This is a genomic window from Flavobacterium sp. AJR (genome assembly GCF_002156885.1).
Taxonomy (GTDB): domain Bacteria; phylum Bacteroidota; class Bacteroidia; order Flavobacteriales; family Flavobacteriaceae; genus Flavobacterium.
Genome location: NZ_NCWQ01000021.1, coordinates 1 through 14,662, shown reverse-complemented (window position 1 = coordinate 14,662; position 14,662 = coordinate 1). Strand labels below are relative to the sequence as shown.

The window sequence follows — 14,662 nt, the reverse complement described above, 5'->3', positions numbered from 1 at the left end:
GAATTATTTCTTTTATAATCTACTATCAGCTATAATTCCCAACACTCCTTTTACATCGTACAACAAGCTATTTGTTTTTTGTAATTCTGCAAAGTTCAAATTTAAAAAATCTGTATGCGCTACTCCTAAGACAACAGCATCAAACTTTTCATTAGGAATTGTGTTTGTTATATCTAATTTATATTCTTTATATACTTCTTCTAAACTTGCTAATGGGTCAAATATTGTAATTGCAATACCATATTCTTTCAAAGCCTGAATTAAATCAACAATTTTAGTATTGCGAACATCAGGACAATTCTCTTTAAATGTAATTCCAAGCATTAAAAGATTAGCTCCATTTACATAAATTCCTTTTTTAAGCATTAGCTTCACTACTTGCGAAGCAATGTATTCTCCCATACTATCGTTTAAACGTCGTCCAGCTAAAATAATTTCCGGATGATATCCAAACTCCTGAGCTCTTTGCGCCAAATAATAGGGATCTACACCTATGCAATGACCTCCAACTAATCCTGGCTTAAATGGCAAAAAATTCCATTTTGTTCCTGCGGCTTTTAAAACAGCTTGAGTATCAATTTGCATCAAATTGAATATTTTAGCTAATTCATTTACAAATGCGATATTAATATCTCTTTGTGAATTTTCAATAACCTTTGCCGCTTCAGCAACTTTTATTGTTGGTGCTAAATGTGTTCCAGCTGTAATGACAGTTTTATACAAGTCATCAACTTTTTTTCCTATTTCTGGAGTCGAGCCTGATGTTACTTTTAATATTTTTTCGACAGTATGCTCTTTATCTCCTGGATTAATTCTTTCTGGCGAATATCCTGCATAAAAATCAACATTATAGATTAATCCCGATATTCTTTCTAAAACTGGAACGCATTCCTCTTCTGTTACTCCTGGATAAACAGTAGATTCGTAAATAACGATATCTCCTTTTTTTAGGACAGAACCAACTGTTTCACTTGATTTGTATAAAGGTGTTAAATCTGGTCTATTATTTTTATCAACTGGAGTAGGAACTGTTACTATATAATAATTACAGTCCTTTATATCTTCAATTTCAGAAGTACAATACAAGCCAATAGTATCCCCAACTTTATCAAGCAATACTTTCTGTAATGTCTCATCATCAACTTCTAATGTTGTGTCAGTACCAGATTGTAAAGAAGCAATTCTGGACTGATTAATATCGAAGCCAACAACTGGATATTTTGTAGCAAATAACCTAGCCAATGGCAAACCAACATAACCTAAGCCTATAACTGCTATTTTTATGTTTTTCTCCATTATTACTAGTTTTTTTTAGTTGTTTTAATCATTTATTTACACAGCTTCGCTTATCCAAGTCACATTTTTGACTTAGATAAGCGAACATACAATTTCGGCAAATATACCATAATAAGGCTATTAATTCAATATCAAAAACCATGGAAAAATCAAAAAATATATCATTCAACATAAAAAAAACACAACCAACTAAAAATCAACACTAAAAAAACAGCTAATAAAAGTATTAAACATAAAAAAATCACTAAAATTAGTGATTCTTTTTTATCATAAACTCTTACAAGTAACCTTAGTTCATCTTGTTAATTTATTTATATTTTATCTTTAACACACAACCTAATGATTCCAAAACCAAAATATAATGAGTATTCGATATTTCTTGAACAATTGCATCCTGATTACTAAAAACTCCAGAATCTAACTTTATTTTATCTCCTATTTTAAATGGAACTAATGAAACTTCACTAATGATTGGAGAACTCAAACTATTTTTAATAACATTTATTTCTTCATCTCTTACAATTGCTGGCTTTCCTAACCAAAACAAATAACGAATTACCCCAGGTGTTTGAAACACTAAATTTCTATCCAAATCTTTTAATTGAACAAAAACATAAGAATTAAATAAAGGTACTTCTATCTTTTTTTTCCTATCTGACCATTGTCGAATTTGAGTAATTAATGGACAATAACACGTTATTCCAATTTTATTTAATTGGTCCGCTACTTTTTTTTCCCATTTGGGCTTCGTATAAACTACGTACCAATTCATTATTATCTACTTATTATGAAATTCACTTATAAACATTAATGCAGTAATTTTCAATTAATCCCTATCAAGATTTCAAGAACCAATTCCTAAATATACGAATCCTATTTTCTCTAATTCTTCTCTATTTAATATATTTCTTCCATCAAAAACGAAAGCTGGTTTTTGCATAGAGTCATATATTTTTTTCCAATCATAACCCACAAACTCATCCCATTCTGTTAGCACCGCAATTGCATGCGCTCCATTGCAGGCATCATAAGCATTTTCAAAGGTTGCAACCATTTTAGCATTTTCATCTAAACTTCTAGTCTCTAAATAATTTAAATCATTCAGCATTTTTACTCTAGAAACCTTAGGATCGTATACCGCAATCATTGCTTGTTCATTTATTAAATCATCTGCTACATAAATTGCAGCTGACTCACGAGTATCGTTTGTGTCTTTCTTAAATGCCCAGCCTAAAAATGCTATTTTTTTTCCTGAAACAGTATTATATAGTGTCTGAACTATTTTATTAGAAAACCTTCTTTTCTGGTGGTCATTCATAATAATTACCTGTTCCCAATAATCAGCTACTTCATGTAATCCATATGTCTTAGCAATATAAACTAAATTTAGGATATCTTTTTGAAAACATGATCCTCCGAATCCAACTGAAGCTTTAAGAAATTTAGAACCAATTCTGGTATCCATACCAATTGCTCTAGCTACTTCATTTACATCTGCTCCAGTTTTCTCACACAATTCAGACATTGCATTAATTGATGATATTCTTTGAGCTAAAAATGCATTTGCTGTCAACTTTGATAATTCTGATGACCATACATTTGTAGTAAGTATTTTATCTGATGCTACCCAATTAGAATACACCTCTACCAAAGCATCTATTGCAACTTTACCATCTGATGTAGTATCACCACCAATTAAGATTCTATCTGGATTTAATAAATCTGTTACTGCTGTTCCTTCTGCTAAAAATTCTGGATTTGATAGTATTTGAAACTGAACTCCATTTCCTGTATTATCCAAAATACTCTTGATAGCCTCAGCAGTTCGCACTGGCAATGTCGATTTTTCGACTACAATCTTATTATCTTTTGCAATTTTCGCAATTTGTCTTGCACATAATTCAATATACTTTAAATCTGCTGCCATCCCTTTTCCTTTTCCATAGGTTTTGGTCGGTGTATTTACAGATATGAAAATAATTTGAGCTTCATCAATAGCCTTTTCAACATTGGTAGAAAAGAATAAGTTTCGCCCTCTAGCTTCCGCTACAATTTTATCAAGACCTGGTTCATAAATTGGGATATTATTAGTATCCTCATCATTCCATGCATTGATTCTTTCTTCATTTAAATCAACTACTGTAACTTGTATATGCGGACATTTTTGCGCTATAACTGCCATTGTTGGCCCTCCAACATAACCCGCACCAATACAACAAATCTTTGTGATTTTCATCTAATTAAATTTATAAATGTTTTATTTTATATTTTTCATTCTATATTAAAGAATGTTATTATTTCAAATTATTCCAATACCAACTTACAGCTTCTTTCAAGCCTTCTTGCAATGAATATTCAGGATTATAATCCAGTAGTCTTTTCGCCTTTTCAATACTTGCCAAAGAATGTGGAATGTCCCCTGCTCTATTAGGTCCATATGTTATTTCTACTGAAGCAATTTTAGGATCATATTCAGACAAATATTTTTTCAAATAGCCTACTAGGTCATTTAATGTATTTCTATCACCATATGCCGTATTATAAACTGTATTTATAGCCTCTGGATTCTTTGTTGCAATTGCCAAAGCATTCATCTGAATCACATTATCAATATAAGTGAAATCTCTTGAGAAATTTCCATCTCCATTAATCAAAGGACTTTCTAAAGCCATTAATTGCTTGACAAATTTAGGAATCACAGCAGCATATGCACCTTTCGGATCTTGCTTTCTCCCAAAAACATTAAAGTAACGCAATCCAATAGTTTCTAAGCCATACGTTCGACTGAAAATTTCAGCATACAATTCATTTACATATTTTGTAATTGCATAAGGCGATAATGGTTTCCCTATAACATCTTCTACCTTTGGCAATCCTTCAGAATCTCCATAAGTAGATGAACTTGCAGCATATACAAACCTTTTCACTTTAGCATCACGTGAAGCCACTAGCATATTTAAAAATCCAGAAACATTAACATCATTGGTTGTTATTGGATCATTTATAGACCTCGGAACCGAACCTAAAGCAGCTTCATGCAAAACATAATCAACTCCTTGCACTGCTGCCACACAATCAGCGATGTTACGAATATCTCCTTCTATCAATTTAAAATTAAGATTAGAAATAAAATCTTTTAAATTATGTCGATGTCCTGTCGAAAAATTATCTAAACAAACAACTCTATGTCCTTGCCCTAAAAAATACTCGCAAAGATTTGAACCAATAAACCCAGCTCCTCCTGTAATTAATATCGTGTTTTGTGATTCCATAATTAATACTTTAAAGTTACTCGATATTATTTTTTATTCAATTTATTGAAAATAGCTCGCAAAAAACTTGGCTTTTCAGACTCTTCATGATATCCGTTAGAATAATTACCATACCCATAAGTTGTTCCGTATTTAGCTTTATTCTCAAAACCATTCAAAACTATACTCGCATTTGTTAGCTCACCTCTTTTAACTCTGTTATTCAACAACGTAATCATATCCTTTTTGGTATAATTTTGCCTTACAATATATAAGGTTACATCACTATATTGTGCCAATTCCAAAGAATCGGAAACAAGACCAACTGGAGGTGTATCTAAGATTATATAATCATATTTTTTCTTCAACTCATCAATAAACTCTTTCATTGTTTCTCCCAAAATCAATTCTGAAGGATTTGGAGGAATTGGTCCTGAAAGGATAACATCTAAATATGGGATTTTAGTCGCATTCGTGATTTCAGCTAAGCTTTTTTTCTTAATCAAATAATTCACAACTCCAACTTCATTAGTCAAATTAAATTCTTCTGCCAATCTTGGCTTTCTTAAATCTAAACCAACAATAACTGTTCTTTTTTCGCTCAAGGCAAAAACTGTAGCAATATTAATAGAACAAAATGTTTTTCCTTCACCACTTACTGATGAAGTTATCATTAATGTTTTCGCCCCATCAACTTGTTGTTTTTTATATAAAAATTGTAAGGAAGAGCGTATTGCCCTAAACGATTCCGACAATGCCGATTTAGGCCTGTCGAATACTGCTAAACTGGAAGATTCGCCACTTACACCGATTACTCCTATTAACGGAATCTGTGTTTGTTTACTAACATCTTCTATATTCTGGATTGAATTATTAATAAAGAAAAGTGCCAAAATCACTACTAGCGGAATTAATAACCCTAAGAATAATGCCAAGACATAATTAACAGATGTTTTAGGCCCTATCAATCCTCCTCCAACATCTTTGGCAGGATCTATAAAATGAATATCTGATAGATTAGCCGCTTTTACAATATCCGCTTCGCTCCTTTTTTGAAGAAATGTGCTATAAATATTATCGCTTAAATCATACTTTCTTTTAATCTTCAACAACTCTTGCTGCTCTTCTGGTAATTTTTTAATTGTACTTTCAGTCTGTCCAATTTTACTATTTACCATTGCCAAATCATACTGTAATGAAGCTTTTGCTGAAGCAATATTTTCTAACAAAACATTTTTAACAGCCATCATTTGATTGTCAAAATCCTTAAAAATCTTATCACTTTTTACTGCATAAGCCATTTCTGATCTTTGCGTAGAAAGCGAAATTAATTTAGAAACATTTACAACAATATTTGGATCTTCAATTCCTGCAACAGATGGCGCCGGCAATTTAGAATAATCAACACTATTTTTTAAATATGCTTTTAATGAATTATAATAAGCTACTTTACGGGTAATTTCATCTCTTTCGATATCAAAATCCATAATTTTGTCCGAAAACTTAGCTCCTCCTTCTTCTATATTATAAACATTTTTGCCCTTTCTAAATGACTTTAACTCATCTCCTGTTTCCTTTAACTGAGTTTCCATTGCCACAAGTGTACTGTCAATAAAACTAATCGTATTTGTAGCAAACTGATTCTTACTGTCAAGTTGGATTTTCATTAACATTTTTACGGTAGAATTTAAATACTCTACCATTCTTGCTTTATTGGTACCTTGCATTCCTAAAGTAAGTATAGAACCACCTCTTTCGTCTGATTGCACATTAACTCCTCTATATCTCGCTACAGTTCCATCAAAATCGTTAAATCTTATAAAATATTCTTTTCCTTTATAAAAACCTGGATTATCATTAATTTGCAATTTCCAATTCAGAAAAGGCAACGAGACTTGCTCACCAACTTTATACTTCTTTACAAATTCTCCAATTTCTACTGCTGTATTACTACGTGAATTATTGGTATAAGTAATTAATGAAACTGAATTACCCTCAAAAGGAATTCTGATTTCGTATTCATTGTCACTTAAAAACTTAACACTAATTAATGAACCAGCAAGTTGTCCTTTAGATTTATCGATAGCTATATAAAAAGGAACTGCTCCGTAAGCATCTACCAAATTATATTCTCCTTGTTCTAAATAGTCTATATAATATTGTAGTTTATCTACAACTAGCTCGTTGTGGGATCTTGATTGCAACACTGTAGTTGTGCTACTCATTTGATCTGAAGTTCCACCCCAATTAAAAACTAAACTTGTGTTTGAGGTAAAAAAAGGATTATTTTCTTCTTTTATGGAAATCAAAGTTTCCATTCCATAAATTTTTTCTTTACGAATATTTACTTGATAGGCAATTGCAAAGGCAATAATCAAACTCACTAAAAACCATTTCCAATACCCTCCGATTTTTAATAAAAATCCTTTCAAATCAAAACTTGATTGATTATCAAAAATCGAAAAATCTTTTATATCTAACATTTTATTAGTAGGTTTTTAAAGTTTTAAAAGTAAAAATGTAGTTGTTGCCAAAGATATTATCGTAATTATTGTTCCTATAGACTCAATTCCTGTTTTACCTGTTCCCCAAGTTTTTTGCTTGAGTGGTTTTACATATATATAGTCATTTGGCTGTAAATAGTAGTAAGGAGATTTCATTACGTTAAGATCCGTAAGATCTATATCATGCATTTCTACTCCTGTAGGAGATTGACGAATTATAGTAACTGCCTTTCTGTTTCCTGTAATTGTAATATCGCCAGAGTTAGCAATAGCTTGCATTACATTAACATTTTGCTGAAAAAGTGTTTTGGTACCAGGAGCCCCTACTTCTCCATTTATTGTATACCTAAAACCAGCAAGTTTCACTGTAACAAAAATATTAGCCTCTGCTTTAAAATGTTCATCTAATAATTGCTTCTCAATTTTAATACGCACTTCTTCAAGTGTATACCCCATAACATTTATTTCTCCCAGAATTGGCATTCTAATATTCCCATGATCATCTACAGTAAAACCATCAAAATATAGCCCTGCCTCTGAATTCACAGAACCTTGCCCGCTTGCTTTTTCTGTAGTATTAAAAATCGCTACTAATTTGGGATCAATAGCTTTTATATTTATGCTTAAAACATCATTTGTTTGCAAACGATATGGTTTTGATTCTACAGCGGCAATATTACTTTCTGTTCCAGTTGCTCCTTTATCTTGTAAATAAACTAAATCATTTAATGGTATACAAGAAGTGAAAAGTGCTCCAATAAGCAGCAACAGATAAAAAGAGTTTTTGTTCATTTGTAGAATTTTAACAGCAAATATAGCTTTTCATTTACTATTTAGAAAATAACGATTTTGATTAAATAATCAGTTAATGATTTTTAAAGGTTTTTTCGAATGGAACTCTTTGCAATATACTTCGTCCAAGGGTAACTTCGTCTGCATATTCTAGTTCATCACCCACTGCAATACCTCTTGCGATTGTGGAAATTATAATATCTACATCGGCTATTTGTTTGTAGATATAAAAATTGGTAGTATCTCCCTCCATAGTCGAGCTTAAAGCAAATATAATTTCGGCTACTCCGCCAAGTTTTACTTTTTCGACTAAACTCGTTATATTCAACTGACTTGGCCCAACTCCCTCTATAGGCGAAATTTTCCCTCCTAAAACATGATAAATCCCTTTATATTGTCCCGTATTTTCTATTGCCATTACATCGCGAATATCCTCGACTATACAAATAGTTTGATGATTCCTGGATGTATTGGCACAAATTTCGCAAACTGCAACATCGGAAATATTATGACAGCTTTCGCAAAATTTAATATCGGCACGCATTGTTGTAAGTGCTTCGGCCAAAAATCCAGTTTGCTCTTTTGGTTGTTTTAATAAATGTAAAACCAATCGCAAAGCCGTACGCTTACCAATACCTGGTAATTGCGACATTTCGTTGACTGCTTTTTCTATTAATTTTGAAGAAAATTCCATGAGGGCAAAAATAGTAAATTTGCGGGTTTACCCGACTTGTGTTTATAAAAATCAGAAGTTTTAAATGCTTTAAATATTCCTTTTTAAAACTAATTATTACTATTGCTTATTTTGGGTCTAGCCCAGATAAAAGCGACATCCTTTTTCTGGCTTTTTCTGCCAGAAAAAGATATAGCGGATAGCTGGAAATAGCTCCTAGAAACAATAATTATTTATTTTATAGAACTAATATTGATTTGTAGTAAGTAAAACCAATGTACATGCAACTTCGGCTTTGATATTATTAAGTTCTAACAATTGATATAATTCTGGATTTTCGGTTCCTGGATTAAAAATCACTCGTTTAGGCTTAGCTTCTACAATGTAATTGTAATAATCACGCTGGCGCGCAGGATTTAAATATAAAGTAATTGTATCTATATTTTTAAGCGGAATCGCTTTTGTATAAATTTTCACTCCAGCAACTTCTCCAGTATTTTGACCAATAGCCAATACTGTGTGTCCTTTCTCTACTAATTTATTTATGGCCAAAAAAGCGTATCTATCAGGTTTTGTAGTTGCTCCAAGCACTACTGTTTTTTTATTTTTCATTGTCTTTATTGTATTCTACAAAAGTAATCAAAAAGGTTAAGCTCTTGAATGATTTAAAAAGTTTAGTTATTTTTCAATAAAAACAAGAATCTACTGATTAATCTATAATCATATCTTTTAAAAAGACTATTTTTACAATACTAAACAAGACTTTATGGATCTATTTATTTACTTATTTGCCGCTCTTTTCTCGGTACTAAACCCAATTGGAACTGTTCCAATCTTTGTAGGATTAACACAACATGACTCCAAAAAAGAGCGTTCCAGAATTTCTTTATGGACTGCGATAAACGTTTTCCTAATTTTAATTGTTTCTTTTTTTGTAGGTCAATATATGCTAACATTCTTCGGAATTAGCATTGATGCTCTTCGTATTGCCGGAGGAATTATAATTGTAAGTTCTGGTTTCTCACTACTTTCAGGCAAATTCAATAAGAAAAGAGGTATAAATAAAAAAATAGAAACCGATGCTCAACAAAGAAATGACATTGCTCTTACTCCATTGGCAATCCCAATGCTTGCAGGTCCTGGGTCGATTTCTTTATTAATTGCTTTTTATCAGGAACATCATCAAACGATGGAAATTATAATAGGATCACTCGCAATCTTAGCTATTGCTATTGTAATTTTTATTATTCTTAGAAGCGCACATTACCTGGCTAAAATTCTTGGAGCTTCTGGGATTGTTGCTATTTCTAGAATTGTTGGTTTTATTGTAATTGCTATCGGAATACAATATATAGTAAGTGCTATTATCAATATAATAAAAGGAAATTTGATGTAAAATTAAATTGCTTAAAAATAAGAAAGGGGATAAATACTGAATTTATCCCCTTTTTTGTATAATCATATTTTAGCTTATGCTCTTGGCAAAAACACTTCTGCCATCATACATCTTGCACTTCCTCCACCACAAGCTTCGATAGTATCTAAACTTGAGCTTAAAATTTCTGCATGATTTTCTAGTTGCAAAATTTGTTTTGGCGTTAAGCTTTGATGCGCTGAAGCACTCATTACAATATATTTCTTATCATTTGCTCCACGAACTTCAAGCATATTTCCTGCGAAATTATTCACTTGAGCCTCTGTGATTAAGATAACTTCTTTTTTATCGGCTTTTAGATTTTCAAGAACCATTTTTCGTTCTTTTTTATCATCGATACAATCAGCACAGATCACTGCAAATGTTTCTCCTAAGCACATCATAACATTGGTATGATAAATTAGCTTTCGTTCTCCATTAACAGTTTGAAATGCTTCAAAAATTACTGGTGCATAATCGAAATCTTCGCAGAATTCTATAAACAGTTCTTCATCTGCTCTTGGTGACAAGGCGCAATATGCTTTTCCATTTGCTCTATCTAAAAGCAAACTTCCTGTTCCCTCTAGGAAGAAACCATCTTCCTCTGCCGATGTATAATCAACTATATTATTTATTTCGAATCCTTTTTCTTCTAGAGTATCTAAGATATCTTCACGACGTTCCTGACGACGATTCTCTGCAAACATAGGATACAATGCTACATCTCCATTTTCATGAAAAGAAACCCAGTTGTTTGGGAATATACTATCTGGCGTATCTGGATTTAGAGTATCTTCTACGACGGTTACATCTACTCCAACTGCTCTTAACTTCTCAACAAAAGCATCAAACTCTTGTTGCGCTTTGGCATTTACTGTAGCTGGCAAAAGTCCGTCTAACACTTTTTGATAATAATTATTTACTGCCGTTTGTTCATTCATACGGAATGCCACTGGGCGAATCATTACTATTGCGTTTGTAGTTTGTTTCATTTTTTTGATATTAAATTAATCTCGAATTAAAGGCAATGTCGAACATCTCAATAATCCTTCTTGTTTGGCTATTTCGGCATATGGAATTTCTTCTACAACAAACCCATTACTTCTTAACCAATTATTTAATCTGGTAAAGTTCTTCTCTGACACAACAACATTTGTATCTATCGAAAAAACATTCGAGTTCATATAATACATTTCTTCTCTCTCGATATGAAATAAATTTTCTTTCCCGAAAAGATTCACTAAATATCTATAATCTGCTTCTTCACGAAATCCTCTTCTATAAATAATCCCTTTATCTTTTCCTACTGGCTGAAAACAGCAATCTAGGTGCAAAGCATTATCACGAGCTTCGATTTTAGATTTAACCAAATCAAACTCTTTAACTATTTTATTAGGAAACAAATTTCTGATAAACTCAACTCCTTGCATATTTGTTCTTGCAGTAATATAATCTTTATAGTCACTTCCTTTATAAGTCCCTATAAATATATGATCATTCCAGAGCATAACATCTCCTCCTTCTATATGTACTTCTTCTGGCGGGCGAACTACTTTGTTAGGATTCATCTGATCTATTACATACTGAATCGCATCTAACTCACGTTCTCTATCAGGTAAAATATTTGATTTTACAAAAATATCATCTATTACGAAACCAATATCTCTAGTGAAAATCTGGTTGTAATTTTCAATCATTTCTGGACGAAAAACTGTCACATTGTATTTTTGAAGTACTGCATTAAAAGCATCCATTTCAGCAACCATATCAGACTCTACTGGATATGTTCCTGCCTTAATATGCTCCAATGATTTCGGGTCATACGCTTCCTCAATAGTTGGCGTAGGTCCGTTATGAACTGCAGATCCCAAAACTACTGCCCGTAATCTTGATGTTTCGTTCTTTACATTTAATTGTAACATATTCTATTATTTGATTTCGACAAAGATAAAAAAAAGCTTCACAGTTAAGTGAAGCTTTAAATTGAATTTTATTTATTCGATTTGAATTCTCTTAAAGGATGACCTGTATATATTTGTCTAGGTCGACCGATTGGTTCTTTATTTTCACGCATTTCTTTCCATTGCGCGATCCAACCTGGTAATCTTCCGATAGCAAACATAACAGTAAACATATCTGTAGGAATTCCTAATGCTCTGTAAATGATTCCTGAGTAAAAATCTACGTTAGGATATAAGCTTCTTGATTTAAAGTATTCATCTTCAAGAGCAGCTGCTTCAAGTTTTTTAGCTATAGATAAAATTGGATCATCAACACCCAATGTATTTAAAACTTCATCTGCTGCTTTCTTAATAATTCTAGCTCTTGGATCAAAGTTTTTATAAACTCTATGACCAAATCCCATTAAACGGAAAGGATCATTTTTATCTTTGGCTTTCGCCATGAATTTATCTGTATCTCCACCATCTTTATTAATTTCTTCCAGCATCTCAAGAACAGCTTGATTTGCACCTCCGTGAAGTGGTCCCCAAAGTGCAGAAACTCCTGCAGAGATTGAAGCAAATAAACCAGCGTGAGAAGAACCTACCATTCTTACTGTAGATGTAGAACAGTTTTGCTCATGATCTCCGTGTAAGATGAATAATTTATCTAATGCGTTAACAACAATTGGATTTGCTGCATAAGGTCCTGTAGGCAATTTAAACATTAATTGCATAAAGTTCTCTACATACCCTATTGTATTATCATAGTAGTTTAATGGGTAACCCATTGTTTTTCTATAAGTCCATGTAGCAATAACAAGAAACTTAGCTATCGTTTTACAAATAGCCTCATACATTTCTTTTTCATTTTCTACATTCACAGCTTTTGGATTAAAAGCTGTTAAAGCACTTGTCAAAGCAGACAAAACACCCATAGGATGAGCAGTTTTTGGAAAACCGTCAATGATGTTTTTCATTTCTTCGTTTACCAAAGTATGCTTTTTAATATCAGCATCAAATTGTGCTAATTGTTGAGTTGTTGGTAACTCACCAAAAATCAAAAGATAAGATACTTCAGGAAAACTTGCTTGCTCAGCTAAATCTTCAATTGAGTATCCTCTGTAACGCAAAATTCCTAATTCTCCATCTAAGAAAGTAATCTCACTTGTACAAGAACCTGAATTTTTATATCCTGGATCAAGTGTAATGAAACCAGTTAAATCACGTAATTTGTTAATATCGACAGCAGATTCATTTTCGCTTCCAGTTATAACAGGAAGTTCTATCTTCTTACCATCTACTTCTAGGGTAGCTATTTTTGACATAATATAATCGGAAATAAATCTTTTAAATAATAATTTATCAAATCTAAGGAATTTAAGACTAACTAAAAAAGGAATCTTGCTATGAATTTGTTAAAACTCAAAAAAAAAGCCATTCGTTTTCACGAATGGCTCAAAGTAATATATAATCTTACAATTATTTTATTTTGAAAGCTTTTAATCCAGGGAAATAAGCAGTAGTACCTAATTCTTCTTCAATTCTTAACAACTGATTGTATTTAGCCATACGATCAGAACGAGAAGCAGAACCTGTTTTAATTTGACCACAGTTTAATGCAACTGCTAAATCTGCAATTGTGTTATCTTCAGTTTCTCCAGAACGGTGAGACATTACTGAAGTATAACCTGCATTTTTAGCCATATTAACAGCAGCAATAGTTTCTGTTAAAGTACCAATTTGGTTTACTTTAATAAGAATAGAATTTGCAATTCCTTTTTCGATTCCTGTAGATAAACGCTCAACATTAGTTACAAACAAATCATCACCTACTAATTGTACTTTATGTCCAATTTTTTCAGTAAGCAATTTCCATCCGTCCCAGTCATTTTCATCCATACCATCTTCGATAGATATAATTGGGTATTTAGCTACTAATTCAGCTAAATAATCAACTTGCTCAGCAGAAGTTCTTACTTTACCTGTTTCTCCTTCAAATTTAGAGTAATCGTATTTACCGTTTACATAAAATTCCGCAGCAGCACAGTCTAGAGCAATCATAATTTCGTCACCGAAAGTATATCCTGCATTTTCAACCGCTTTTTTGATAGTATCCAAAGCATCTTCTGTTCCACCTGGTAAATTTGGAGCAAAACCTCCTTCGTCACCAACAGCAGTACTTAATCCTCTGTCATGTAATACTTTTTTCAAGCTATGGAAAATTTCAGTCCCCATTTGCATAGAGTGTGAAAATGAAGTTGCTTTTACAGGAAAAATCATAAATTCTTGAAAAGCAATCGGAGCATCAGAGTGCGAACCTCCGTTGATGATATTCATCATTGGAACTGGCAACGTATTTGCAGAAACTCCTCCTACATATCTATACAAAGGCAATCCTAATTCATTAGCGGCAGCTTTTGCTGCTGCAAGAGAAACACCTAAAATAGCATTTGCTCCTAATTTAGATTTATTTGGAGTTCCATCTAAATCAATCATTGTTTGATCAATTACATTTTGTTCAAAGACAGAAATACCAATTAACTCTTCAGCAATAATAGTATTTACATTTTTCACTGCATTCAAAACTCCTTTACCTAGAAAAGCTTTTCCACCATCACGTAACTCAACCGCTTCATGCTCTCCAGTAGAAGCTCCAGATGGAACTGCCGCTCTTCCTAAAACTCCGTTTTCTGTAACTACATCAACTTCAATAGTAGGATTACCTCTAGAATCAAAAATTTGTCTTGCGTGAATTTTTATTATAATACTCATTATTTCTATTTTTTATT

At 32.2% G+C, this 14,662-nt stretch carries 13 protein-coding genes; 1 reads left to right on the top strand and 12 read right to left on the bottom strand.

From position 1 onward, the window contains the following. Window positions 1-12: 12 nt before the first annotated feature. From B8T70_RS06980 to B8T70_RS06945, 8 genes are all read right to left on the bottom strand, one after another. Window positions 13-1,296 carry a nucleotide sugar dehydrogenase gene (locus tag B8T70_RS06980; protein WP_086894393.1) on the bottom strand — a complete coding sequence of 428 codons (1,284 nt, stop codon included), beginning with the start codon at window positions 1,294-1,296 and terminating at the stop codon, window positions 13-15. 307 nt (window positions 1,297-1,603) lie between these two features. Beyond that, the gene (locus B8T70_RS06975; protein WP_039111721.1) at window positions 1,604-2,068 is read right to left on the bottom strand and encodes a UpxY family transcription antiterminator; all 465 of its coding nucleotides are present in this window, start codon (window positions 2,066-2,068) and stop codon (window positions 1,604-1,606) included. Window positions 2,069-2,140: 72 nt separating this feature from the next. Then, window positions 2,141-3,532, bottom strand: coding sequence for a UDP-glucose 6-dehydrogenase (locus B8T70_RS06970; RefSeq protein ID WP_086894392.1), 1,392 nt, complete (start codon window positions 3,530-3,532; stop codon window positions 2,141-2,143). Window positions 3,533-3,590: 58 nt separating this feature from the next. Continuing rightward, window positions 3,591-4,568, bottom strand: coding sequence for an SDR family oxidoreductase (locus B8T70_RS06965; protein WP_165763197.1), 978 nt, complete (start codon window positions 4,566-4,568; stop codon window positions 3,591-3,593). A gap of 26 nt (window positions 4,569-4,594) precedes the next feature. Continuing rightward, a complete protein-coding gene (locus B8T70_RS06960; RefSeq protein WP_039117289.1) occupies window positions 4,595-7,030 on the bottom strand; it encodes an exopolysaccharide transport family protein in 2,436 nt (811 codons plus the stop codon). A 15-nt stretch (window positions 7,031-7,045) separates the two neighbouring features. After that, complete coding sequence (locus tag B8T70_RS06955) at window positions 7,046-7,843, bottom strand: polysaccharide biosynthesis/export family protein (RefSeq protein ID WP_086894390.1); 798 nt, start codon at window positions 7,841-7,843, stop codon at window positions 7,046-7,048. Between the two features lie 73 nt (window positions 7,844-7,916). Further along, window positions 7,917-8,537, bottom strand: coding sequence for a recombination mediator RecR (gene recR, locus B8T70_RS06950; RefSeq protein ID WP_039111726.1), 621 nt, complete (start codon window positions 8,535-8,537; stop codon window positions 7,917-7,919). A gap of 225 nt (window positions 8,538-8,762) precedes the next feature. Further along, window positions 8,763-9,128 (bottom strand): CoA-binding protein, encoded by a 366-nt coding sequence (locus B8T70_RS06945; protein ID WP_039111727.1) that lies wholly within the window; start codon window positions 9,126-9,128, stop codon window positions 8,763-8,765. Window positions 9,129-9,282: 154 nt separating this feature from the next. On the opposite strand from B8T70_RS06945, the gene B8T70_RS06940 reads away from it, so the two are divergent. Further along, a complete protein-coding gene (locus B8T70_RS06940) occupies window positions 9,283-9,912 on the top strand; it encodes a MarC family NAAT transporter (RefSeq protein WP_039111728.1) in 630 nt (209 codons plus the stop codon). A gap of 74 nt (window positions 9,913-9,986) precedes the next feature. On the opposite strand, the gene ctlX is transcribed toward B8T70_RS06940, so the two are convergent. From ctlX to eno, 4 genes are all read right to left on the bottom strand, one after another. Further along, window positions 9,987-10,922 carry a citrulline utilization hydrolase CtlX gene (gene ctlX / locus B8T70_RS06935; RefSeq protein WP_086894389.1) on the bottom strand — a complete coding sequence of 312 codons (936 nt, stop codon included), beginning with the start codon at window positions 10,920-10,922 and terminating at the stop codon, window positions 9,987-9,989. 15 nt (window positions 10,923-10,937) lie between these two features. Then, on the bottom strand, window positions 10,938-11,852 hold the full coding sequence (locus tag B8T70_RS06930) for a dimethylarginine dimethylaminohydrolase family protein (protein ID WP_086894388.1): 915 nt from the start codon (window positions 11,850-11,852) through the stop codon (window positions 10,938-10,940). Window positions 11,853-11,920: 68 nt separating this feature from the next. Beyond that, on the bottom strand, window positions 11,921-13,198 hold the full coding sequence (locus B8T70_RS06925) for a citrate synthase (protein WP_039111731.1): 1,278 nt from the start codon (window positions 13,196-13,198) through the stop codon (window positions 11,921-11,923). Window positions 13,199-13,352: 154 nt separating this feature from the next. Next, entirely contained in the window at window positions 13,353-14,645 is a 1,293-nt protein-coding gene (gene eno, locus B8T70_RS06920) for a phosphopyruvate hydratase (protein WP_039111732.1), read from the bottom strand. Window positions 14,646-14,662 lie beyond the last annotated feature (17 nt).